Raw genomic sequence first — 24,207 nt, forward strand, 5'->3', positions numbered from 1 at the left:
AAAACAACTGCAATAAATACCGAATATGCTAACGAAAGAATCATTGCAATTTTTAGACGATTTAAAGAAAAACAATAATAGAGAGTGGTTTCAGGATCAAAAAAAACGATACGAAATCTTCAAAAAAGATTACCATCAATTGGTAAGTGATTTTTTGGACGTGATGAAACCTTTGGATCCTTCTTTAGAATTACTGGAAGTTAAAAATTGTACTTTCAGAATCAATCGTGACATTCGGTTTTCTAAAGATAAATCTCCTTACAAAGCACATTTAGGCGTTTGGATGTCGTCTGGCGCAAAAGGTGCTAATCGTTCAGGATATTATGTACATATTGAAAAAGGTGCAAGTTTTATTGCCGGTGGATTTTATTCTCCAGAATCTGAAGATTTGAAAAAAGTCCGCAAAGAAATTGCTTTTTTTCATGATGATCTTGAAGCTATTCTGACTGATAAAAACTTCAAAAAAGAATTTGGAAGTTTGGATATAAATGAAAACAATTCTCTTAAAAGTATGCCGCGTGGTTACGAAAAAGACCATCCTGCAATTGAGTTTTTAAAATTGAAAAGTTTTACTGCGACACAAAAATATGACATCAGCGAAGTGACTAAAAAAGATTTCGTTGCCAAAATGAGTCAAAAACTAATTGCTTTAAAACCTTTAAACGAATTCATCAATCGCGCTTTAGAAACGGATGAATTTTAATTTTATCTGCCACAGATTTCACAGATTAAAGTGATTCATGGTTGAAGTTGCCACGAATTACACTAATTTACACGAATTTAATTAGTGAAAATTAGTGTAATTCGTGGCGAAATAAAAATCATTTTAATCTGTGAAATCTGTGGCAAAAAACCAATTCAATGAAAAGAAAAATACTTTTTCTGGGAGAATCTTATCGTGCCGATGCTATAACCTGGATGAAAGGTTTAAAGGAATTTGGCGATTTTGAAATTATAACCTGGGAACTCAAAACACCAAATAATTCAAAATTGAATCGTTTTAAACGTATTGCAGAATACCTCTTCTCTCCCATTTCGATTCGGAAAATCATTCGACAAGAAAAACCGGATATGGTTATTGCAGAAAGAACTACAAGTTATGGTTTTCTTGCCGCGCTATCAGGATCTAAAACTATTGCCATTGCACAACAAGGCCGAACTGATTTATGGCCGGAAACCTCTGTTTTCTATCCGTTTAAAAAATTCATTCAGAAATATGCTTTCAAAAAAGCGCATTTAATTCACGCCTGGGGTCCGGTTATGACGATTTCCATGAAAGAAATTGGCGTTGATATGAATAAAGTTTTAGTTATCCCGAAGGGAATTGACTTAACCCTTTTTTCTCCGTCCTTAAATAATTCAAATAAAATAGAAGCCATTGTAACGCGTTCGTTGCAACCGGAATATCGTCATGATTCTATTTTAAAAGCTTTTGCCATTTTACACCAAAAAGGAATTGATTTTTCGTTGACCATTGTTGGCGATGGAACCAGATTGCAGTTTTTGAAAGATTTAGCCAAAGAATTACAAATCGAAAATAAAGTAATTTTTACGGGAAGGATCCCAAATACTGATCTTCCTAAATTGTTACAACAATCAAATATTTACATCAGTATGCCTATAACCGAAGGCGTTTCGGCATCATTGTTTGAAGCAATGGCTTGTAATTGTTATCCTGTAGTTTCTGATATTCCGGGAAATCAAAGCTGGATCAAACATCGTGAAAATGGACAATTAATCGAAATTGATAATATCGAAATGCTTGCAGAAGAATTGGTTTGGTCTTTTGAAAATGTCGAATCTCGAAATAATGCGATTTTAGAGAATAGAAAATTTGTGGAAGAGAATGCGAACTATGATATTAATATGAAGGTTATTGCGGATAAGTATCATGAGATGTTGGATTCTCGAATCTAAGAGTAAAAAATCAAAAGAGATTATTGAAAAAAAATAGGAAAATTTAATTAAAAAATGGAAAAAATAACTGACGAATTAAAAACAAACCTTATCAATATTAACAACGAATTCAAGAACAAATTAAAATTACCCATATTTATAACATATTCGATAGTTCTAATTATCTTTAATTGGGATATTTTATTCTATTTAGGATTTGAAAATGACATTGCATTAAAGAAAATTCAATATGTAAAGTTAAATTTTATCACACAAAATTTTGAACGAATCTGGAAACCGATATTATATGCTCTCACATATTCTATTTTATTTCCCTTTTTGCAAGTCCTAATTAATCAAATAGTTCAGGTTTTTAAACGATACAATAATAAAATTATCAGAAAAGAAGAACTTGATAATGCTATTCATAATTTTAATGTACAACAACAACTAACGGGTCAACAAAGCTTACAACAACTGCAAAATAGAATTGATCAATTAATTTTAGAAAAAGATCAGCTAATCTCTACAAATAAAGACTTAATTGAACAGCTTAAAAATGATTCTAATGAATTACTTGATAGCAATTCAATTTTCAATTCAGAATATGAAAAAACTGCAAAAAAACTATTTACTGAAATCAATGAACTGGATAACGAAGAAAAATCAACTTTTCTTGAACTAATTAATTTCCTAGAAAGCTATAGGGATACATTTTCGATAAAAACATTTTTGTCTAGAACAAGTTATCCACAGCATGCCGAAAAAACAAAAGAAATTCTTTTAAAATACAACTTGATTGAAAATGCCTTAAATGGTTCTTTTAAAATAAGCACATTTGGAATAAAATTTATTCAGTTTTTCAAATCTAATTATATCAAGTAAGATTTCAATATTAAAACACTATTGGAAAATAAATAAAACTCAACCAAATAAATTATAATCCTTACTTTTGAATCAGATTATAAAGCCTTTTATGTATGGAAATCCAATCCAATTTTTCTTTAAAAAACTATAATACTTTTGGCATCGAAGCCAAAGCCAGACAATTTGTTGCCGTTCATTCAGTTACTGAATTAAAAACTATTTTAGAAGAAAACAAAAATGAGAAAAAGTTTATTCTTGGCGGAGGAAGCAATATGCTTTTAACCAAGGATATTGATGCATTGGTGATTCACATTGACTTAAAAGGCAAAAAGATCGTTAAAGAAGATGATGATTTTGTTTGGGTCGAAAGTCAGGCTGGCGAAACATGGCACGATTTCGTTATTTATACTATCGAAAACAATTTTGGCGGCTTAGAAAACATGTCATTGATTCCGGGAAATGTCGGCACTACTCCTGTTCAGAACATTGGTGCATACGGAACTGAAATAAAGGACACTTTTGTTTCGTGCGAAGCCATGAATATTGAAACTCAGGAAATGAAAACTTTCACAAACCCTGAATGTAATTTTGGATATCGAGAAAGCATCTTTAAAAATGAAGTCAAAGACCAATATATTATTACATCGGTAATTTATAAACTAACAAAACGCAATCATAAAATTAATACTTCTTACGGAGATATTACAGCTGAATTGGCTAAAAACAATGTTACAACTCCAACTTTAAAAGATGTGAGTAATGCTGTAATTGCTATCAGGCAAAGTAAATTACCCGATCCGAAAGAATTAGGAAACAGTGGAAGTTTCTTTAAAAACCCGATTTTACTGAAATCTGATTTTGAAAAAATTCACCAGAAATTTCCAGAAATGAAATATTATGAAGTTTCTGAAACCGAAGTAAAAGTTCCGGCTGGCTGGTTAATTGAGCAGGCTGGTTTTAAAGGAAAACGTTTTGGTGATGCCGGTGTGCACAAAAATCAGGCTTTGGTTTTAGTAAATTATGGAAATGCAACTGGTCAGGAAATTTTAGCCGTTTCAAAAGATGTTCAAAAAACCGTTTTTGAAACATTCGGTATTCATATTGAGGCCGAAGTGAATGTTATCTAAAGCTGGATTTTATCCATTAATTTCTAAATGAAAAAACTTAACTTCAGAGTAATTCTATTTCAAATAATTGGAATAATTTTCCTTATTCATGGCATATTGCAATTAAGATTTTACACCGTAGCTGAAAAGTTTATTTGTGCCACAAATTATTTTCAAAATAAAGAATTAGAATGCTGGAATAGATTATTCCCTAAAAAAGAAGATGTTATTAGTTTTTGGCCGAGTATTTATATCTGGATATTTTTAGGTTTTTTGCTTGGAATTTTTATAGCTTCTTTCCTTAATTGGAGAAACAGATTTTCATCACTAAACACAATTTTAGTCGCAATAGTGATGTACATTATTATGAGATTTAAATTTTTCAGAAAAGGAATATTATCCCGTTTATTTGATTCTTTCTTATCCGCATTTTCAGATGATTCTGCCACCCAATTTATCGTTGGCGGAATTATTTTTACTTTAATTGGCGTTACGATTTTATGGTTAAGTGTAAAACCAAATTTATTTAATTCCAGAAAAGATTTAATTTAAATATATGACAGAAACCATTTCCATAAAAATCACAAATCCAAATGAAAAAGTTGCAGCAATTATAGACGAATTGTCTGCAAATCTTTATCTTCGTTTTGGAAGCGATGGAAAGGATTCTTTTACCGACTGGCAACAAAATAATTCAAAATATATTTTTGTAGTAGCCGAAATAAACAATGAAATTGTGGGTTGCGGAGCGATTAGACCAATTTCTGAAACTGTTGGAGAAGTAAAAAGGATGTATTCTAAATATCCCCGAAAGAAAATTGGTAAAACAATTTTAGCTTTTTTAGAAGATATAGCCTCAAAAAGTGGTTATGAGGAATTAATTTTAGAAACGAGAATAAAAAATACTGAAGCTACACAGTTTTACGAAAAACAAAATTATAAAGTAATTCCAAATTACGGAAAATATAAAGATCGACCAGAAGCTATTTGTTTCAGAAAATCTTTAAAATAAAACTCACTAAAGATGTATACACCAGACTTATACAAAAACGAAGACCCGGAATCAATCAGAACCTTTTTGAAAGAAAATAGTTTTGGAATTCTGATCAATCAAACAAACGGAAAATTATGCGCCACACATATTCCGATAGAACTTGAAATTAATGCCGATGGAAAAGAAATTCTGCAAGGACATATTTCTAAACTCAACCCGCAAGCTGAAGGTTTTGCCGAAAATGATCAGGTTTTGGCTGTTTTTTCAGGTGCTCATGGTTATATTTCTTCATCTTGGTACGATCACGAAAATGTACCAACATGGAACTACATAGCCGTACATGTTTACGGGCGAATCAAAATTGTAGACGAAACAGCTACAATAGAACAACTTAAAAAATTAGTTGATAAATATGAGGCGGGTTCTGAAAATCCGGTTCGTGTTGAAGATTTATCAGCAAAAACAATGCGTGAGGCCAGAGGAATCTTTGGTTTTGAGATTGAAATTGATGAAATTCAGGCTACAAAAAAGCTATCACAAAACAGAGATGACCACAATTATAAAAATATAATTTCTGAATTAGAAAAAACTAAAAACCCTCAATCTGTCGCTCTTGCAGCCGAAATGTCAAAATGCCGAAAGTAAATAGCTTTTAATCATTGAAAATTAGGAATTCATAAGTACATTTGCATCGCAGATTCAAAAATTAAAAAGACAATTAAATTCAAATGCTTATATATATATTTTACTTTTTTATTGCTATAGTTATTATACAACTTTTTTATTATTTAGGTATTTTTGGAAAATTCGCTTTTAGCAAACCACAAAATATTAAGCAACAAAACATTCCTGTTTCAGTTATTGTTTGTGCAAAAAACGAAGAGGAGAATGTAAAAAAATACATTCCGTTATTAGCTGAGCAAAATTATCCTGATTTTGAAATTGTTTTAATCGACGATGCTTCAAGCGACGAAACGCTGGAAGTTTTTGAAGAGTTTGAAAAACAATATTCAAACATTCGTTTGGTTAAAGTGCAAAACAATGAAGCCTTTTGGGGCAACAAAAAATATGCTCTAACATTAGGAATCAAAGCTTCTAAAAAAGACTACTTATTATTTACTGACGCTGATTGTTATCCAACTTCAAAAGAATGGATTACAGCAATGACTTCACAATTTACCGAAGAAAAAACTATTATTTTAGGTTATGGAGGGTATGAAAAGGAACGTTCTTTATTGAATAAAATTATTCGATTTGAAACGGTTCTTACGGCAGTACAATATTTTTCATGGGCAAAAGCAGGATTACCATATATGGGAGTTGGCCGAAATTTAGCGTATAAAAAAGAAGAATTTTTTAATGTAAATGGCTTTATCGAACACATTCAGGTTCGTTCTGGCGATGATGATTTATTTGTAAATCAGGCAGCAAACAAAGCAAACACTACAATTGCTTATAATCCTGAAGGTTTTACTTATTCGAGACCTAAACAATCCTATAGCGAGTGGTTTATTCAAAAAAGAAGACACGTTACTACGGCAAATCATTACAAGTTTTTTGATAAAATTCAATTGTCATTATTTTACAGTTCACAATTATTTTTCTTCTTATTAGTTATAGTATTATTGTCTTTCCAATTTCAATGGATTGCTGTATTGGCTCTATTGGCGACACGTTATACAATTGCGTGGATCGTAATGGGATTTTCTGCCGGAAAATTAAGAGAAAGAGATCTTAAAATTTGGTTTCCTGTTGTAGAAATGGTGCTTATATTCACACAAATTAATATCTTTATAACTAATATCTTTTCAAAACCTGTACATTGGAAATAAATTCTAAAATAGAAAAAGCAAAAAAAGGCGATCAGATCGCCTTTACTTTTTTATTAGATTTTTATTGGAATGAAGTGTACAGTTTTATGTTAAAACGTACAGAAAACGAAACTACTGCAGAAGATATTACAATCGAAACTTTCTCAAAAGCTTTTGACAAAATTGGATCTTACAATTCTGAATTTCAATTTAATACCTGGTTAATTGCCATCGCAAAAAATGTCTATATTGATTTACTGCGAAAAAAGAAAACCAGCCTTTTTGTTGAAATTACAGATGCTGAAGATCAACAAGCCTACAACATTGCAGACACTACTCCATCTGCAGAAGATGCTCTGATAAAAGAGCAAAATCTATCGCGTTTACTACAATGTATTAAAGAACTGAAACCACATTATCAGGAAGTAATTCAATTGCGTTACTTTCAGGAAATGACATATCAGGAAATTGCGCTCAAAATTAATGAGCCTTTAAGCAATGTAAAAGTGAAATTACTTCGAGCTAAAAAATTATTAGCAGAAATCATCGAACGTAATAGATAATTTATTATCTTTAGATAAAGAATAAAAAATCCTCTTATTTATTCTTAAAACATTATCAATTTAACAAAAAAGTTCTTTAATTTTCCGTTCTTAGTTACACACTAATTCCATTTGGCTTATGATTTGATGTTTACTTAACCTTAAAATCCAATTAACTATGTCTAAATCCAGTATCTACGAATCCAAGTGGACCAATCTTGTTTTCGAAAACAAAAACAAAGAGTACGGAGCGTATCAATTACGCCAGGAGAATCCCAAAACAACTATTACAGCACTTTTTATGGCACTGCTATTAATAGCAGGATTAGGAAGCGTATCGATGCTGATTAGTAAATTTAGAACGGCGCCAGTTGTAGGGCCAGAAATTATTTGTTCACTCCCAATAACACCGGTAGATCTTAGTCCGATTGATGTGAAACCAGAGCCTCCTGCTCCAGTTACACCTGTTCAACAAACTGCTGCAGCATCGCCTGATGTACAATTGACTAATCCTGTTGTAGTAGCTACAGCTCAAGCAACACCAGATGTTATTGCACCTAACACACAGAATACTTCTGTAGTAGATAATGCTTCTACAGGAACAGGAACTTCTGCAAATGTGCTGCCATCAAATGGCAATGCTGGCGGAGATGCTGTTGAACCTGCAGATACAGGAAATTCGATTGTAAACACGGCTGTTTTAGACAAAATGCCTGAATTTCCGGGAGGAATGGCTAAGTTCTATACCTATGTGGGAAACAATTTTACAAGACCAGAATTAGATACTGAAAGAACTTTAAAAGTTTATGTTTCTTTTGTAATCGAAAAAGACGGCTCAATAACTGATATCATGGTAAGAAATGACCCTGGTTATGGAGTTGGCAAAGAAGCTATTCGAGTTTTAAAATCATTAAAAACAAAATGGAGTCCAGGAATATTAAACGGTAAAGCGGTCCGAACTGCATATAATCTTCCAATTACAATAAAATCGGAAGCTGAATAACAAAACAAAAAGCAGAATTTAGGTTCTGCTTTTTTTATGGAATTAAATTAAGCGATTAAGAAACTAAGAAAGTTAAGTTTTTTTTCAGATACAAATCTTTATTTAAAAGACTATTTTAGCAATACAAAATCTTTAAAGAAATTAAATGCCTTTTACTTTTTCCCATCCTGCAATAATCTTACCTTTAAGTTATTTGCCTAAAAAATGGTTTTCTTTAACAGGCCTTATTATTGGCAGTCTAATACCTGACTTTGAATACTTTATTAGAATGAAAGTTCAAAGCAATTATAGTCATACTTTATACGGAATCTTTTGGTTTGATTTGCCATTAGCAATTATTCTATCCTTCATTTTCCATAACATTGTCAGGAATCAATTATTTAATAATCTACCAGTAAATATTCGAACAAGAATTTTAATTTTCACTTATTTTGATTGGAATAATTATTTCAGGCAACATTACTTTATAATTTTAATTTCTGCTTTAATTGGAATTAGCTCGCATCTTTTTTGGGATAGTTTCACACATGAGCACGGTTATTTTGTAAATCATATTTCTGCTTTAAGAAATTCCGTTTGTCTTTTCAACAAACAAATTCCTGTTTTAAAAATTGCTCAGCATCTAAGCACGCTTATTGGAGCGTTCATTATTTTATTGACCATATTAAAACTTCCAAGAAATAACAACTCTGAAACTTCAATAAATAAGAATTATTGGATTTTGGTACTCTTTTTTATTTTAATAATTATACTAATTCGATTTTTAGGCGATCTAAGCTATAACGCATACGGACATGTAATTGTTTCTTTAATTTCTGCGACTCTGATTTCATTAATTTTAACTCCGTTATATATTAAATTTAAATCGAATTTCTAAAAAAATTAACAAAATCACTTACTTTTACAGTACAAAACAAATAATTCATTAAAATAAAAAATCAATAAAAATGGGAATATTTTCAGCACTTCTTGGCAACGCAGGCGCAGTTAGTCAGGAAGATTTAATTAATAAATACGGACAACTTTTAACAGATAACGAGCAAGTTGAAATGGGTTTTAAATTAATCCGCGACACTTTTATCTTTACAAACAAAAGATTAATCTTAGTTGATGTACAAGGAATTACAGGAAGCAAAACAGAATACAAATCAATCGCTTACAAAAGCATTACTCGTTTTAGTATTGAAACAGCAGGAACTTTTGATCTTGATGCTGAATTAAAAATTTGGGTTTCAAGCGAATTGCAGCCTAGTATTGTAAAGCAATTTACTAAATCGGTAAATGTGTATGAAGTACAAAAAGTTTTGGCACATCATGTTTTAGGTTAATCCACAAATTAAAAAACCCGACAAATTTTAAAAAACTTGTCGGGTCTATTTTTATTACTTCAAAACTATTATTTCTTTTTAGTTGTAGCTTTCTTTGTGGTTGTTTTCTTAGTCGTTGTAGCTTTAGCCGGAACTGTATTTACAATTTTTTGCTGCACATACGCTTTATACACACCATCTTTCTCAGCTCTGCTCTTAGCATCATCAGCTCTTTGTTTAGAATCCGGATGCGAACTCATCATTTTATCAATAAAAGAAGCTTCTGTTCCTTCACTCATTTTAGCCAGAATTCTAAAAGCCGATTCTTCAGCATTTACATTATAACCATTCTTTTTCAGGAAGTTATACGAGAACAAATCAGCATCTGCTTCTTGCTTACGACTAAATTTACTATCGATAATTGAGCTTCCTATTTTTCCTAACTGACTATCTGTAACACTTGCAACTGTTGTTGATTGAGAAGCTGCTGCATCCATTAAAGCCTCTTTTTTATAAACTGCCTTAATTGCATCTCTGGAATCATTGTTAGCAACGTGACCAATTTCGTGACCAATAACCGCCAATAATTCGTTATCATCCATAATATCCATTAATCCAGAATATACACGAACGCTTCCATCTGCAGTAGCAAAAGCATTTACTTCTTTTAATTTATAGACTTTATAGTTTAAAGTATAACCTTCACCAGCTGTATGTTTTCCAAAAACTCTGTTAAGTCTTATAGCGTATCCATCTGTTGCTGGAGCGATTTCATGTTCTGCATCCATTTTATCCACTGCGGCTTTAGATAATGCTGCAGCATCGGCATTACTAAAGGTAAAACCCGTAACACCTTTTTGAACAGCACCTATTGCTTTTTCTCCAAAATTAATCTGCGCATTCATTTTAGTAAATCCGAAAGCAGCAAAAACTCCCATTACAATTAATTTCTTTTTCATGTTTTTTAATTATTACAATTTAACAACAAATGTACTATTAAGAAAATATCATTTTACCCTTTGCAAACATATTTTTTAACAAATAAAGGTATAATTTTTAAATGACTAAAATTCAACCTAATATCATAATTATTCATTTTATAACCTTAAAAGAATAAAAAAGCAAGGCATTAAATCGCTTCAGCATTTTTTAAACGCAATATTTTAACACATTAACCAAACAATTAGCAAAATGATTTTCTTAAAATCTCTAAAATACAATTTCAAATTAAACTATAAACGAATCTCCAAATAAACTACATTGCTTATCTTTGTCTTTTGAATTTTGATATATGGAAACAGTCATTGAAAATATACCAACCGTAAAACCTAAATGGTTGAAGGTAAAACTTCCAATTGGACAAAAATATACTGAACTACGCGGTTTAGTCGATAAATACAGCTTAAATACTATTTGTACCTCAGGAAGCTGCCCTAATATGGGTGAATGCTGGGGAGAGGGAACAGCAACTTTTATGATTTTGGGTAACGTTTGTACACGTTCTTGCGGTTTTTGCGGTGTAAAAACCGGCAGACCTGAAACTGTAGATTGGGACGAACCTGAAAAAGTAGCCCGTTCTATAAAAATCATGAACATTAAACATGCCGTAATTACGAGTGTTGACAGAGATGATTTAAAAGATGGCGGATCTATTATATGGATAGAAACTGTGAAAGCTATTCGCAGAATGAACCCAAATACTACTCTGGAGACTTTGATTCCGGATTTTCAGGGAATTGAAAGAAACATTGACAGAATTGTAGAAGCGAATCCTGAAGTGGTTTCGCATAATGTTGAAACGGTTCGTCGTTTAACGCGTGAAGTACGTATTCAGGCAAAATACGATCGTAGCCTTGAAGTTTTGCGTTACTTAAAAGAAAAAGGAATCAACAGAACTAAATCTGGTATTATGCTGGGGCTTGGAGAAACTGAAGAAGAAGTTTTTCAAACCATGACTGATTTACGCAATGCAAATGTAGATGTTGTTACTATTGGCCAATACCTGCAGCCAAGTAAAAAACATTTACCTGTAAAAGAATTTATTACCCCAGATCAATTTGCTAAATATGAAAAATTTGGTTTAGAATTAGGTTTCCGTCACGTTGAAAGCGGACCATTAGTTCGTTCTTCATACAAAGCACAAAAACACATTTTATAAAAAAGGTTATTTATTTAATTGTTTATTCGTTTAATCGTCAAGATATTAAAACGAATAAACAGTTAAACGATTAAACAAATAAACGTAAATCTTGAAAACTAGAATTGCTATTAACGGTTTTGGAAGAATTGGCAGAAATTTATTTCGTCTTCTTTTAAACCACCCTGAAATTGAAGTTGTTGCGATCAATGACATTGCTGATAATAAAACCATGTCGCATTTAATAAAATACGACAGTATTCATGGTGTTTTACCTTTCAAGGTAAGTCACGACGAAGAAAGCATTATTGTTGATGGAAAACATTATTTATTTTTTCATGAAAAAAGCATTTCAAATTTAGACTGGAAAAGTCATAACATTGATTTCGTAGTAGAAGCAACAGGAAAATATAAAACGCACGAAGAATTAAATACGCATATTATTGCAGGAGCAAAAAGAGTAATTCTTTCGGCTCCATCAGAAGTTGACACTATAAAAACAGTAGTTTTAGGAGTAAATGAGCATATTTTAGACGGAAGTGAACTTATAGTTTCGAATGCAAGCTGTACGACAAACAATGCCGCTCCGATGATAAAAATCATCGATGAATTGTGCGGAATCGAGCAAGCATACATAACAACGATACATTCTTACACTACCGACCAAAGTCTTCATGACCAGCCACATAAGGATTTACGCAGGGCAAGAGGTGCAAGTCAGTCAATTGTTCCAACAACTACAGGTGCAGCTAAGGCATTAACAAAAATTTTTCCTAAATTGCATGAGAAAATAGGTGGCTGTGGAATTCGTGTACCGGTTCCAGATGGTTCATTAACCGATATAACATTTAATGTAAACCGCGCCGTAACTATTGAAGAGATTAACAAAGCATTCGAAAAAGCCTCAAATACAAATTTAAAAGGAATATTAGATTACACAGAAGATCCGATCGTTTCGGTTGATATAATAGGCAATACAAATTCGTGTTTATTCGATGCGCAACTTACGTCTGTAATTGATAAGATGGTAAAAGTTGTGGGTTGGTACGATAACGAAATTGGCTATTCATCACGATTAATTGATTTGATTTTACTGATGAGAAAAACATAAATTCATTGTAAAAGCATTGCAATACATGAAATACCACCTTTTAATTCTAATTAGTTTTTTTACTTCAATTTTGTATTCTCAAACTAAGCAGAATATAGATAGTATTTCCTATTACAACAAGTTGGCCAACACCAATCTTAAAACTAAAAAATACGATCAGGCTATTTTCTTTACACAAAAATCCATAGATTTTTGCGAGACCAATCACAAATCTGAGGGTTTAGCCAACCAGACTTTTAAGCTTGGAAAGATTTACTACAATCAACAAAAATATGAAGCAGCATTAAAAAACTTTCATAAAAGCGTTTCCTTGTTTGATAATTTTAAACCAACTTGCACCAAAGCTTTGGCATTACATTATATCGGAGTAACCAATACCGCCAAAGGCAATCATAAAACGGCTGAGATTTATTATAAAAAAGCCCATACGCTACTTAAAAGATTAAATATTGTTGATAGTGCCGAAATTTTAAACTATCAAAAAGCGATGGCATTTAAAACTAATAACGATTTAAAAGCCGCAACAAAAACCTTTCAGGCAATAATTAAAAAACCTGACAATTCTTCTGTTATAAAAACCAAAATCGATTCCTATTATCAGCTTGGTTTAATCGAAACTCAGCTTAAACAAAACGACTCGGCAATTATTTATTACGACAACGCCCTGGAACTTAACTCAAAAACAACTGATTTGATTCAGAAATCAAAAATTGTTTTAGCTATAAGTCAGTATTACAAAGAAAACCGAAATTTTGATCTCGCCTATTCTTATCTGGACGAACATTATCAAATAGAAAACTATATTTTAAAGCTGAAAAATGCCAAAATTGATTTGAATGAATTCGAAAGATTCAAAAAAAATCAATCTTTAAACAATACTTTGAAACGGGAAAGTGAAGAAAAAATCCAGTTAAAAACCTATCGCTATTCTAAGCTTGTCAGCATTTTGGCAATTGCCCTGATTTCTATTTTATCACTTTTGAGTTTGGCTTTGTATAAAAACAATATTATACGAAATCAGAATAATTTACTTTTAAAAGAAAAAAACAAAGAACTTATTCTGGCCAAAAACAAGGCAGAAAAAGCATCAAAAGCCAGATCTGAATTTTTATCTACCGTAAGTCACGAACTTAGAACGCCACTGAATGCTATAAACGGAATCACACATTTACTTCTTGAAGATCGTCCGAAGAAAAAGCAATTAAAATATCTTGAATCATTAAAATTCTCCGGAAATTATCTTACTACTTTTATCAATGAAATTCTGGAAATAAACAAAATAGATTCTACAAAAGTCGAAGTCGAACATATTAGTTTTAATTTGAAAGAATTACTTTTTAATATTCAGGGTTCGTTAAAAGAATTGGCAACTGCCAATAAAAACTATTTTAATCTTGAAATAGACAAAGAAATTCCTGATAGCTTAATTGGCGATTCAACAAAAGTTTCTCAAATTATATTGAATTTAATTAATAACGCTTTAAAATTCACACAAAACGGAAACGTAAATGTGATTGCAAAATTATTTCATAAAAGTGAAGAGAATGCAACCATTTACTTTGAAATTGTCGATACCGGAATTGGTATTCCTGAAGATAAATTACAAACTGTTTTTGAAAGCTTCTCGCAAGGTTCTGTAGAAGTTAACCGAAAATATGGCGGAACCGGTTTGGGACTTACTATTGTAAAAAAACTTATTGAGCTTTTAGGCGGAGAAATTAAATTAAAAAGTGAAGTAGGTAAAGGTTCTACCTTTACTTTTAAACTAGATTTCAGCATTAACAATGAACCAATTGAAAAAGCTGAAGAAGTAAAATCATACAACGATAAACAACTAAAACACAAATCTATTTTATTGATTGAAGACAACAAAATCAATCAGATGATTACTCGAAAAATGCTCGAAAATAAAGCTATTTATTGCGAAATAATCGATAATGGCGAAGATGCCGTAGAGCTTTTAAAAGTAAAACATTTTGATATGATTTTAATGGATGTTCATCTGCCCGGAATCAACGGAACAACTGCCACCAAACAAATTCGTGAATACGATAAAACAACTCCAATTATTGCATTAACAGCTATTTCACTTGACGAAAACAAGGACATGCTTTTAGCTTTTGGAATGAACGATGTTATCACAAAACCTTTTGTGCCTGATGAATTTTACAGTACAATTGCTAAATTTTTCGATTAGTCTTTTTTTAAAAGATTCTAAGATTCTGAGAGGCTAAGATTCTAAGGTTTTTAAACACTTGTCTAAGTATTCTAAAATCGTTGCATCAAAATTTTGTTTGTTATTGATGAACGTGCTTTTTATTGGTAAATAATACAACTGCGAAATCAGTTTTGAATCTTTTAAGCGAACATAATCTTTTTCTGTTGTAATGATCTTTTTGTTTTGAGCTTTATTCTGAATCATTTCCAAATCTTTTTCAGAAAAATGATGATGGTCCGGAAAAGTCAGACATTCGTCGTTTTCGTTTTTTAAGTAATCAAAAAATGGAGTTGGTTTTGCAATTCCTGCCAAAAGTAATTTTGACTCATTTTTAATTTCATTTACAGCAATCTTTTCGTTTTTACCATAGATTGCATCATCATAATCTATAAAAGTAAAATACAATTGCTGGGAACTGCTTAGCTTTAATTTTTTCCAGATTTCACTTTGCTTTTCGTCAGATAATCTTTTCGGGCATTTTGTTACAATGACGATTTTGGCACGACTGGCTCCGCTCCTGCTTTCACGTAAATTTCCGGTTGGCAGCATAAAATCATCAGCGTACAAATCATCGTAGGAAGTTAGTAAAATATAAAAACCAGCTTTTACTTTTCGGTGTTGATATGCATCATCCAGTAAAATTATTTGAGGTTTTATTTTTTGAGAAAGCAATTGTGTAATTCCGTTTGTTCTGTTTGCATCAACAGCAACCTGAACATTTGGAAATTTTTGATAAAACTGAAAAGGTTCGTCGCCTAAAATTTCGGCATTTGAAGTAGCATCTGCCAAAACAAAACCTTCAGATTTACGCTTGTAACCGCGGCTTAAAGTGGCGACTTTATATTTGTCAGATAATAATCGAATTAAATATTCAATTTGAGGAGTTTTCCCTGTTCCGCCAACACTCAAATTCCCAACCGCAATTACGGGAATATCAAATGAAGTTGATTTGAGGATTCCTTTATCAAAAAGGAAATTCCTGATGGAAGTAATAAATCCGTATAAAACGGCGAAAGGAAAAAGTAATATTCGAAGTAATTTCATAAAGTTATTTATCAGAATAATGTCCCATGGCGGAGATTACAAACACGGTTACAATATCATCTTGTACTTTATATATTATTCTGTCTTTAGAATTTATTTCTCTCGACCAAAATCCAGTAAGTCCGTGTTTTAATGCTTCAGGCTTTCCAACACCTTCATAAGGCGTTTCGCTAAGTTCATCTAATATCTGATTGATTTTTTTAATACTAGCCTGATTACCAGATTTAAAATGTTTTTTAAAATGTGACTCTGCCAGTTTTTCTATTTTAAGCCTAAACTTCCCCATACATCTTTTGGATCAACTTCTGTATAATCACCTCTTTTAGCTGAATCTAAAACCATTTTTACAAATTCAGGATTATAAACATCGTCTTTTTTCTTTGCTTTTTTTGAATCAGTTTCAATAATTTCTATTCCATCAACACCCTTAAAACTATCAAACATGGCGATAAAAGCTTTACCAATTTTAGTACGTTCGTTTATTTTTACCGTTAGCGTTTTCATATTCTTGATTTAAATACAAATATACAAAATTCGACTATTTGTAATACTAGTAATATTGGTAATACTAATTATGTATTGAACAATATCATCCAAATATTTTAAAATTGATACCTTTATTCGTTAATTTGTTCCAATTTCGGTTCTCATACTGCCAAGAAAACCTAAAACTTTGAAACTTGAAACAAAAATTCAAATGAAAATCAAAAATATAATAGAAGTTCTAGAAGAAATGACACCTTTAGCTTACGCCGAAGATTTTGACAATGTCGGGCTTTTAGTCGGAAATTCAGAAACCGAAAGCACCGGAGTTTTAGTTTGTCATGATGCTTTGGAAAATGTAATCGAAGAAGCTATTGCTAAAAACTGTAATTTGGTTGTTTGTTTTCACCCTATTTTATTCTCTGGAATTAAAAAAATCACCGGTAAGAATTATGTCGAACGTGCGATCCTGAAAGCTATTAAAAATGATATTGCAATTTATGCTGTTCACACCGCTCTTGATAATCATTCGCAAGGCGTTAATAAAATTTTCTGTGATGCCTTGGGATTGATAAATACAAAGGTTTTGATTCCGAAACAAAATTTCATTCAAAAATTAGTTACTTACACAACTCCTGAAAATTCAGATAAAGTTCGAAATGCAATGTTTGAAGCTGGTGCAGGAACTATTGGTAATTATGATAACTGCAGTTTTAATACCGAAGGTTTTTTTACTTTTCAAGGAAATGAAGACAGTAATCCAGTTATTGGAGAAAGAGGAAAATTACATACCGGAACAGAAATAAAAATCGAAGTTATTTTTGAAAAACACTTGCAATCCAAAATTTTAAAAGCATTATTTGCCAATCATATTTACGAAGAAGTTGCTTATGAAGTTTACGATCTTCAAAATTCGCATAAAAATATTGGCCTGGGAATGATTGGTGAATTTGAAACTGAAATGGATGAAAAAGAGTTTTTAAAATTCGTAAAAGATAAAATGATTGCTGATGGAATTCGTCATTCTGCATTTTTAGACAAAAAAATCAGGAAAGTTGCCGTTTTGGGAGGTTCTGGAAGTTTTGCCATAAAAAATGCAATTCAGGCTGGAGCCGATGCCTTTTTGACCGCCGATTTAAAATACCATCAGTTTTATGAAGCCGAAAACAAGTTACTTTTAGCCGATATTGGTCATTTTGAGAGTGAACGCTATACAAAAAACTATATTGTTGATTATCTTCGAAAAAAAATCCTTAATTTTGCAATCATTTTATCAGAAGAAAATACAAATCCAGTTAAGTACTTATAGAATATGGCGAATACGAAAGAATTAAGTGTTGAGGACAAGTTAAGAGCAATATACGATTTACAGCTTATTGACTCTAGAATTGACGAAATCAGAAACGTAAGAGGGGAACTTCCTTTAGAAGTGGAAGATTTAGAAGATGAAGTTGCAGGTTTGAGCACTCGTTCAGAGAAACTGAAAAGTGAACTTGAGGTTATTGAAGATCTTATCAAAGCTAAGAAAAATGCTATTGATGAGCATAAAGAGGTTATCAAAAAATACACAAAACAACAAGAATCAGTTCGTAATAACAGAGAATTTAATTCTTTGACAAAAGAGGTTGAATTTCAGGAATTAGAAATTCAATTAGCTGAAAAGCAAATCAAAGAAATGAAAGCTTCTATCGAACATAAAAAAGAAGTTATTTCTAATTTAAAAGAAAAACTTGACGCTAAAAGTTCGCATTTAAAACATAAAAAATCTGAATTAGATGCAATTATGTCTGAAACTCAAAAAGAAGAAATCTTCTTATCTGAGAAATCTGCTGAATTTTCAGGTCAAATTGAAGAAAGATTATTAGCAGCTTACAACAGAATCAGAAGTAGTGTTCGTAATGGTTTAGCGGTTGTTTCTATCGAAAGAGGAGCTTCTGCAGGATCATTCTTTACAATTCCGCCTCAAACTCAGGTAGAAATTGCTTCAAGAAAGAAAATCATCACTGATGAGCACTCTGGAAGAATTTTGGTTGACAGCGCATTAGCTGAAGAAGAAAAAGAAAAAATGGAACAATTGTTCTCTAAATTCTAAATAATAAGATCCCGATTTAATCGGGATTTTTTTTACATAAAATTTTTCGCCACGAATTTCACTAATTTCACTAATTTTTATCTACTAAGAATAAAAATTCGTGCTAAATTTGTGAAATTCGTGGCGATACTTTTTGATCAGGTTTCGAATAATTATATTTTATCATTAAACTATTGGTTTTGGGAATTAAAAAAGGAATTCGCTTCATTACATTGAAATCAGTTGGGCAATATATTAACTTCCTGAGTTATGTGCGTCCGCAAAAAGCTGTAGAACTTTCATATGCACTTTTTAGTCAGCCAAGAATTGGCAGATTACAAAAAGATACTTTACCCAAAGTTTTAAAAAATACAGAAACAGAAACGTTTCATCATAACGAACATTATTTTCAAACCTATATCTGGAAAGGAAATGAAACCAAAATACTTTTGGTTCACGGATGGGAAAGCAATGCTTCGCGTTGGAAAAAAACGTTACCTCATCTTCAAAAATCAGGAAGCACTATTATCGCTATAGACGCTCCGGCACACGGACAAAGCAGCGGAAAGGAATTTAATGTTCCGCTTTATGCCGAATTTATCAACAAAGCTGTCGAAAAATACCAACCCGAAATTATTATTGGTCACTCTATTGGCGGTGCAGCTTGTGTTTACCATCAATATTTGTTCCCGAATACCAGCATTAACAAAATGGTGATTTTAGGAGCGCCATCAGATTTGAAAACATTAATTGATAATTATGTTTCGATGTTGAGTCTGAATACTAAAATGTTTTCACTTTTAGAAAGCAAATTCATGAATCGCTTCAACTTTAAACTCGAAGATTTCTCCGGACAAAGATTCGCTTCAGAATTTAATGTTTCCGGTTTAATTGCGCACGACACATCAGATAAAATTGTTGCTTTTGAAGAAGGTAAAAAAATCGCCAGTAACTGGAAAAACAGTCAATTTATAGAAACCAAAGGTTTAGGCCACGGTATGCACGATGATGAATTGTATGATAAAGTAATTGATTTTTTATTTTCTTCTTAAGGTTCAAAGGTGCAGAGCCTCAAAGGGACAAAGGTTTTTTAATTAAGTTTTCAGGTAAATGACAAACTTTATTATAAATATAAGTCTAAGCAAGTCTAAAATCTAACAATCTAAGAAGTCTAAATAACAATCTTAAAATACTTTAACAACTTCTTCTCTCCTTTTCCGGTAATAATTATGGCTCTTGAATTTTTAGTTTTTCTGAGCCAGTCTTCGGTTATCATTTTATTTAAAAGCAGCGCACCAATTGAACCTGTCAAATGATTTCGCCTTTCGCTCCAGTCCAGGCAAGGTTTTAAAAATATTCTTTTTTGTTTTTGGGCTTCTTGTATATTAATTCCAAAATCTAAAAACCATTTTTCGCCTTCAGTACTAATTTGAAAAGTATCGTTCTTGTTCAGAATTATTTTTTGTTCTAATAAACTATCGGTTAAAGCAACACCGATTTTCCCAGCCAAATGATCGTAACAGGTTCTGCAATATTTTATGGGAGGATAAGTGTCCTTTTCTTTTTTTAGTCGAAGTTCTGGCTTAGGAATAAGATTTGCCATTGCTTCTATAGCGTAAGCTACTTCTTTATTTGAAAATCTGTAATATTTATGACGTCCTTGTTTTTCTACAGAAAGCAAATCTCCTTCTAAAAGTTTGGTCAAATGCATACTTATATTTTGCGGAGAAGTATTGGCCACAATAGCGAGTTCGGTTGCTGTAAAAGCTCTTCCGTCGAGCAATGTCCACATGATTACCGCACGCGTTGGATCGCCAATTAAAGTCGCTGTTTTTACAAATTGATCTTCCATATAGATTTCATAGTTAAATACAAACTGAAGTATTCGCTTGTAAAGTTAAATAACTTTGCTAAAAACAAATCAAATATGTCTTCTAGTTTATTCTTTCAATCTGATGTTAAAGATCCTTATTCTATTTATAAAGTAATGTTGGATAAAAATCCGGTTTATTGGGATGAAACCAATCAAATCTGGGCAATTTACTCTTACCAATATTGTGCTGAAATTTTGAAAAATTCTCAAGTTGAAATTCCGATTGTAAATCCGAATAATGAACAAAAACTAAATAAATCTGCTTTAGAAATCCTGAATAATCTAACTCGTTTATCAAACGGTATTCAACATGAAATTACGCGTGAAATTGCTGTTTTGTTATTTTCAAACATAAAATCAATCGCAATTGATCAAATTATTTCTCAATTGATTCAAAAGGATTTAATCAATAACAAAATTGATTGGGTAAGTTCTATTTGCAAAAAATTACCCATTGTTAGTGTTTTAAAAAGTTTTGGTTTTGAAGAAATAGATTGTGATTTTATTATTGAAAAAATAGATTCGTTCAGCAAAATAATGCTTCCAAAAAAGACGGAGGAACAAGTAAAGTTAATTAATGAAAATGCAGAAAAATTATACTCCATTATAGAAAAACATCTTTCTTTATTACCGTTTTACAAGTCTTTATTAATCAAAATTTCAGAAAAATACAGCATTATTGCTGAAGAAATTACTGCAATGCTAATTAGTAATTTCATTGGTTTATGCATTCAAAGTTATGATGCCGGGCGCGGAATCCTGAGTAATTCTTTATTACACATTTTTCAGAATAAAACTTTTTCAAATAAAACAGAAATAGAAAAATCGGTGATAGAAACTTTGCGATTTGACCCGCCAATTCATAATACAAGAAGAATTTCGATCGAAGATTTTTATATCGGCGAAAGCCAAATTAAAAAAAATGATTCGATATTGATTGTTCTGGCTTCGGCAAATCGTGATTCTCAGAAATTCGAAAATGCAATGGATTTTAGTATTGAAAGATTTAATAATCATGAAAACCTGACTTTTGGAATTGGCGGACATATGTGCCTGGCTAAATATTTTTCTATCAATTTAGCAACAGAAGCTTTATCTTATTTAGTAAATGAGTACAAAACGATTGCATTATTAGAAAATAAGATTGAATATGAACCTTTAATCAATGCCAGATTGCCAAAAAATATCTGGATTACAATAAATAATTAAAATACAAAATATGATAGCTGTAATTTTGAAGTAGTTCCGAATGAAGGAAAAAAAGAGGAATATCTTGACATCGCTGCCAATTTAAAACCTGAATTAAGTCATATTGATGGATTTATTTCGATAGAGCGTTTTCAAAGTTTTACCGATCCCGAAAAAGTTTTGTCTTTATCATTTTGGAGAGATGAAGAGAGTATTCAACAATGGAGAAATCTTGAAATGCATCGTTATGCCCAAGCAAAAGGAAGAAATGAAATTTTTAAAGATTACCATTTGAGAATCGCACATGTTGTTCGTGATTACGGAATGTTTGACAGAAAAGAAACACCTCAGGATAGCTCTGAGTTTCATTCTTGAGAAAGATTCAAAGCTGCAGAGGCTCAAAGGGACAAAGGTTTTTTTAAGGTTCTGAGATACTAAGGTGCTAAGGTTTATTCTCTTTGATTAAAAAACTAATCTTAATTCTGAGAAATGTGTAAATTCTAAGAAGTCCAACAATCTAAAATCTAAATTCTAAAGTCTAAAATTGAATTTTTCCTTACTTTTGCAAGATGGAAGAGAATTTAAAACGTCTAAATAAATTTATTGGTGAAACAGGTTATTGTTCCCGTCGTGAAGCCGATAAATTAATTGAAGAAGGACGTGTAACAATAAATGGCGTTGTGCCGGAAATGGGAACCAAAGTTTCGCCAGATGATGAAGTACGCATTGATGGAAAATTGATTGTTGAGAAACATGAAAAAATGGTTTATCTGGCATTTAACAAACCCACCGGAATTGAATGCACGACCAATTTAGAAGTTCGAAATAATATTGTGGATTATATTAATTATCCTAAACGTATTTTTCCGATTGGAAGATTGGATAAAGCCAGTGAAGGATTAATTTTTATGACGAATGATGGTGACATCGTAAACAAGATTTTGCGCGCCAGAAATAATCACGAAAAAGAATATACGGTTACGGTAAACAAACCTATTACGGATCGTTTTATTGAGCGAATGGGAAATGGTGTTCCGATTCTGGATACTGTTACACGAAAATGTAAGGTAGAGCAGATTAGTAAATACACATTTAAAATTATCCTGACGCAGGGATTAAACCGTCAGATTCGTAGAATGTGTGAATATTTGGGTTATGATGTAACGGCTTTAAAACGTATCAGAATTATTAATATTTCATTAGATATTCCGGTTGGCCGCTATCGCGATTTAACCGATGCAGAAATTAAAGAATTAAATCGTTTAATTGAACCTTCGAGCAAAACTGAGGAAGCGAGTTTACCAAAAGAAGAAGCCCCAAGACGAAGAACAGAATTTATTTCAAAACACGATCCCCGATTTAAGAAAAAAGGAGATTATTAGTTTTAGAATTTCATATAAAACCCCGAATAATTCGGGGTTTTGTTTTTGATTACCGGCAAGTAAATTACGGGCAATTTGGTGTTTTGTTCCAGTTTCCTGCTCCGTTCCAGTTATTTACAAGATCTCCTAATAAATCGATATTAGACTGCTGCTGAAAAGCATACACCATAACACCTTCATAGCCATTTTCTTTTAACCAGGAAACATCTTGTGAGGGAGAAGATGTGTGTGAAGGCTGTCCTGACCAAAAACCGCAAACAAGCGTATTTTTTGCCATGCCAAAAGTGGTATAAACAGGAAGACGATCTTTTGGTTTTCCACCATAACCCATTTCCCAGCCATAAGTCAGGTTATCTGCCAGTGTTCTGTTTTGATATTTTGGCGTAAAATAGGCTAAATCATCCCATAAAGCTTTTGAAATAATTTTATCGGGCATAATTTCCTGCATTTTTGTAGTAACCGTCACTAACGAAGACGGATTTGGTTCCGGATTATCGCTATACTCATCATCAATATCTATTCCGTCTAAACCTATTCTGTCTACCACTTCTTTTAATTGCTGGGCAAAATTGATTGCTGTTGCTTCATCTGGAAACTCAGACCAACCTGTTCCATCATGATTATTTAATACAGAAAGTAATACTGTAATTCCTTTATTTTGCAATTTTTGAATATCTGCAGCTGTAAGTGCCGCATAATCTGAAGTTCCTACTATATATGGATATCCGGCAGGAACTTGTGTTTTTGGAGCCAATTCTACCTGTCCTTGCGGAAAAGGTTTTTTATTAATATTTGCCGAAAAAAGACAAACAACATCAACTGCTGCGCTACCATCTGCCATAATGTAGCAACCCGCTGTTTGAAATTTTTCTATGCTTACATATGCAACAGACATTCCTGTTTTTTCGTACGAATCACATTGAGATGCGCTACCGTACCAAGGTTCACCACTAAAGAATACGGCATCTCCGGGGTTGAAAATCCCCTTATCTCCTAAAGTTTCAAGAACCATATATTCTCTGCAAAAGAAAAAGAAGCTAATTTTCGGGTTTTTAACTGCAATACGCTTGGCTTGTTCTGGCGAGCAATTTGGAACTCTTTCAATTAAGGTATTCCAATTGGCACCTTTAAACATTGCTACATTTGGTTTTTTTATCCAGGCCATTTTATAAAT

26 protein-coding genes and 1 pseudogene are annotated in these 24,207 nt (G+C 32.0%); 21 read left to right on the forward strand and 6 right to left on the reverse strand.

All coding sequences use genetic code 11. From position 1 onward, the window contains the following. Positions 1–25: 25 nt before the first annotated feature. From AC4FQ3_RS14215 to AC4FQ3_RS14270, 12 genes are all read left to right on the forward strand, one after another. Positions 26–703, forward strand: coding sequence for a DUF2461 domain-containing protein (locus AC4FQ3_RS14215; protein WP_491182257.1), 678 nt, complete (start codon positions 26–28; stop codon positions 701–703). A gap of 158 nt (positions 704–861) precedes the next feature. After that, on the forward strand, positions 862–1,917 hold the full coding sequence (locus AC4FQ3_RS14220) for a glycosyltransferase (protein WP_491182258.1): 1,056 nt from the start codon (positions 862–864) through the stop codon (positions 1,915–1,917). Between the two features lie 54 nt (positions 1,918–1,971). Continuing rightward, the gene (locus AC4FQ3_RS14225; RefSeq protein ID WP_491182259.1) at positions 1,972–2,781 is read left to right on the forward strand and encodes a hypothetical protein; all 810 of its coding nucleotides are present in this window, start codon (positions 1,972–1,974) and stop codon (positions 2,779–2,781) included. A 95-nt stretch (positions 2,782–2,876) separates the two neighbouring features. Then, positions 2,877–3,890, forward strand: coding sequence for a UDP-N-acetylmuramate dehydrogenase (murB, locus tag AC4FQ3_RS14230; RefSeq protein ID WP_491182260.1), 1,014 nt, complete (start codon positions 2,877–2,879; stop codon positions 3,888–3,890). 27 nt (positions 3,891–3,917) lie between these two features. Beyond that, positions 3,918–4,421 carry a hypothetical protein gene (locus AC4FQ3_RS14235; protein ID WP_491182261.1) on the forward strand — a complete coding sequence of 168 codons (504 nt, stop codon included), beginning with the start codon at positions 3,918–3,920 and terminating at the stop codon, positions 4,419–4,421. Positions 4,422–4,425: 4 nt separating this feature from the next. After that, complete coding sequence (locus AC4FQ3_RS14240; protein WP_491182262.1) at positions 4,426–4,881, forward strand: GNAT family N-acetyltransferase; 456 nt, start codon at positions 4,426–4,428, stop codon at positions 4,879–4,881. 12 nt (positions 4,882–4,893) lie between these two features. Next, positions 4,894–5,508, forward strand: a complete 615-nt coding sequence (locus AC4FQ3_RS14245; protein WP_491182263.1) for an FMN-binding negative transcriptional regulator — start codon at positions 4,894–4,896, stop codon at positions 5,506–5,508. An 83-nt stretch (positions 5,509–5,591) separates the two neighbouring features. Continuing rightward, complete coding sequence (locus AC4FQ3_RS14250; protein ID WP_042566010.1) at positions 5,592–6,695, forward strand: glycosyltransferase; 1,104 nt, start codon at positions 5,592–5,594, stop codon at positions 6,693–6,695. Beyond that, entirely contained in the window at positions 6,686–7,237 is a 552-nt protein-coding gene (locus tag AC4FQ3_RS14255) for an RNA polymerase sigma factor (protein ID WP_042566009.1), read from the forward strand. Before AC4FQ3_RS14250 ends, AC4FQ3_RS14255 begins: the two co-directional genes overlap by 10 nt. Positions 7,238–7,394: 157 nt before the next feature. Next, the gene (locus AC4FQ3_RS14260; RefSeq protein WP_491182264.1) at positions 7,395–8,219 is read left to right on the forward strand and encodes an energy transducer TonB; all 825 of its coding nucleotides are present in this window, start codon (positions 7,395–7,397) and stop codon (positions 8,217–8,219) included. 145 nt (positions 8,220–8,364) lie between these two features. After that, positions 8,365–9,096, forward strand: a complete 732-nt coding sequence (locus AC4FQ3_RS14265) for a DUF4184 family protein (protein WP_491182265.1) — start codon at positions 8,365–8,367, stop codon at positions 9,094–9,096. 70 nt (positions 9,097–9,166) lie between these two features. Continuing rightward, the gene (locus tag AC4FQ3_RS14270; protein ID WP_491182266.1) at positions 9,167–9,547 is read left to right on the forward strand and encodes a PH domain-containing protein; all 381 of its coding nucleotides are present in this window, start codon (positions 9,167–9,169) and stop codon (positions 9,545–9,547) included. Between the two features lie 68 nt (positions 9,548–9,615). On the opposite strand, the gene AC4FQ3_RS14275 is transcribed toward AC4FQ3_RS14270, so the two are convergent. After that, on the reverse strand, positions 9,616–10,485 hold the full coding sequence (locus AC4FQ3_RS14275; RefSeq protein WP_491182267.1) for a M48 family metalloprotease: 870 nt from the start codon (positions 10,483–10,485) through the stop codon (positions 9,616–9,618). Positions 10,486–10,817: 332 nt separating this feature from the next. On the opposite strand from AC4FQ3_RS14275, the gene lipA reads away from it, so the two are divergent. The 3 genes from lipA to AC4FQ3_RS14290 all read left to right on the forward strand — a co-directional run bounded on the left by lipA (position 10,818) and on the right by AC4FQ3_RS14290 (position 14,971). Then, positions 10,818–11,684 (forward strand): lipoyl synthase, encoded by an 867-nt coding sequence (lipA, locus tag AC4FQ3_RS14280; protein ID WP_042566004.1) that lies wholly within the window; start codon positions 10,818–10,820, stop codon positions 11,682–11,684. Positions 11,685–11,775: 91 nt separating this feature from the next. Continuing rightward, a complete protein-coding gene (gene gap, locus AC4FQ3_RS14285; RefSeq protein ID WP_491182268.1) occupies positions 11,776–12,774 on the forward strand; it encodes a type I glyceraldehyde-3-phosphate dehydrogenase in 999 nt (332 codons plus the stop codon). 25 nt (positions 12,775–12,799) lie between these two features. Beyond that, the gene (locus tag AC4FQ3_RS14290; protein WP_491182269.1) at positions 12,800–14,971 is read left to right on the forward strand and encodes a tetratricopeptide repeat-containing hybrid sensor histidine kinase/response regulator; all 2,172 of its coding nucleotides are present in this window, start codon (positions 12,800–12,802) and stop codon (positions 14,969–14,971) included. A gap of 33 nt (positions 14,972–15,004) precedes the next feature. On the opposite strand, the gene lpxK is transcribed toward AC4FQ3_RS14290, so the two are convergent. The 3 genes from lpxK to AC4FQ3_RS14305 are packed head-to-tail and all read right to left on the reverse strand — an operon-like array spanning position 15,005 to position 16,540. Beyond that, positions 15,005–16,036, reverse strand: a complete 1,032-nt coding sequence (lpxK, locus tag AC4FQ3_RS14295) for a tetraacyldisaccharide 4'-kinase (protein ID WP_491182270.1) — start codon at positions 16,034–16,036, stop codon at positions 15,005–15,007. Positions 16,037–16,040: 4 nt separating this feature from the next. Beyond that, positions 16,041–16,322: a Txe/YoeB family addiction module toxin gene (locus AC4FQ3_RS14300; protein WP_302093441.1), complete on the reverse strand. Its 282-nt coding sequence runs from the start codon at positions 16,320–16,322 to the stop codon at positions 16,041–16,043. Beyond that, a complete protein-coding gene (locus AC4FQ3_RS14305) occupies positions 16,298–16,540 on the reverse strand; it encodes a DUF2683 family protein (RefSeq protein WP_302093442.1) in 243 nt (80 codons plus the stop codon). The genes AC4FQ3_RS14300 and AC4FQ3_RS14305 overlap by 25 nt, the downstream gene beginning before the upstream one ends. A gap of 193 nt (positions 16,541–16,733) precedes the next feature. On the opposite strand from AC4FQ3_RS14305, the gene AC4FQ3_RS14310 reads away from it, so the two are divergent. The 3 genes from AC4FQ3_RS14310 to AC4FQ3_RS14320 all read left to right on the forward strand — a co-directional run bounded on the left by AC4FQ3_RS14310 (position 16,734) and on the right by AC4FQ3_RS14320 (position 19,642). Then, complete coding sequence (locus tag AC4FQ3_RS14310; RefSeq protein WP_491182271.1) at positions 16,734–17,828, forward strand: Nif3-like dinuclear metal center hexameric protein; 1,095 nt, start codon at positions 16,734–16,736, stop codon at positions 17,826–17,828. A 3-nt stretch (positions 17,829–17,831) separates the two neighbouring features. After that, positions 17,832–18,611 (forward strand): zinc ribbon domain-containing protein, encoded by a 780-nt coding sequence (locus AC4FQ3_RS14315; RefSeq protein WP_026982834.1) that lies wholly within the window; start codon positions 17,832–17,834, stop codon positions 18,609–18,611. Positions 18,612–18,790: 179 nt separating this feature from the next. Then, positions 18,791–19,642, forward strand: a complete 852-nt coding sequence (locus tag AC4FQ3_RS14320; RefSeq protein WP_491182272.1) for an alpha/beta fold hydrolase — start codon at positions 18,791–18,793, stop codon at positions 19,640–19,642. 119 nt (positions 19,643–19,761) lie between these two features. Here AC4FQ3_RS14320 and AC4FQ3_RS14325 read toward each other — a convergent pair whose 3' ends face one another. Continuing rightward, a complete protein-coding gene (locus AC4FQ3_RS14325; protein ID WP_491182273.1) occupies positions 19,762–20,442 on the reverse strand; it encodes an ArsR/SmtB family transcription factor in 681 nt (226 codons plus the stop codon). 75 nt (positions 20,443–20,517) lie between these two features. Between AC4FQ3_RS14325 and AC4FQ3_RS14330 the strand changes: the two genes are divergently transcribed. The 3 genes and pseudogenes from AC4FQ3_RS14330 (at position 20,518) to rluF (ending at position 23,033) form a co-directional block, all read left to right on the forward strand. Then, entirely contained in the window at positions 20,518–21,672 is a 1,155-nt protein-coding gene (locus AC4FQ3_RS14330) for a cytochrome P450 (protein ID WP_491182274.1), read from the forward strand. A gap of 45 nt (positions 21,673–21,717) precedes the next feature. Further along, a pseudogene (locus AC4FQ3_RS14335) lies at positions 21,718–22,026 on the forward strand (antibiotic biosynthesis monooxygenase family protein); the annotation flags it as partial. A gap of 194 nt (positions 22,027–22,220) precedes the next feature. Next, entirely contained in the window at positions 22,221–23,033 is an 813-nt protein-coding gene (rluF, locus tag AC4FQ3_RS14340; protein WP_073396112.1) for a 23S rRNA pseudouridine(2604) synthase RluF, read from the forward strand. Positions 23,034–23,097: 64 nt separating this feature from the next. On the opposite strand, the gene AC4FQ3_RS14345 is transcribed toward rluF, so the two are convergent. Further along, positions 23,098–24,198, reverse strand: a complete 1,101-nt coding sequence (locus AC4FQ3_RS14345) for a glycosyl hydrolase family 18 protein (RefSeq protein ID WP_491182275.1) — start codon at positions 24,196–24,198, stop codon at positions 23,098–23,100. Positions 24,199–24,207 lie beyond the last annotated feature (9 nt).

Source organism: Flavobacterium sp. AK-345 (assembly GCF_058310175.1).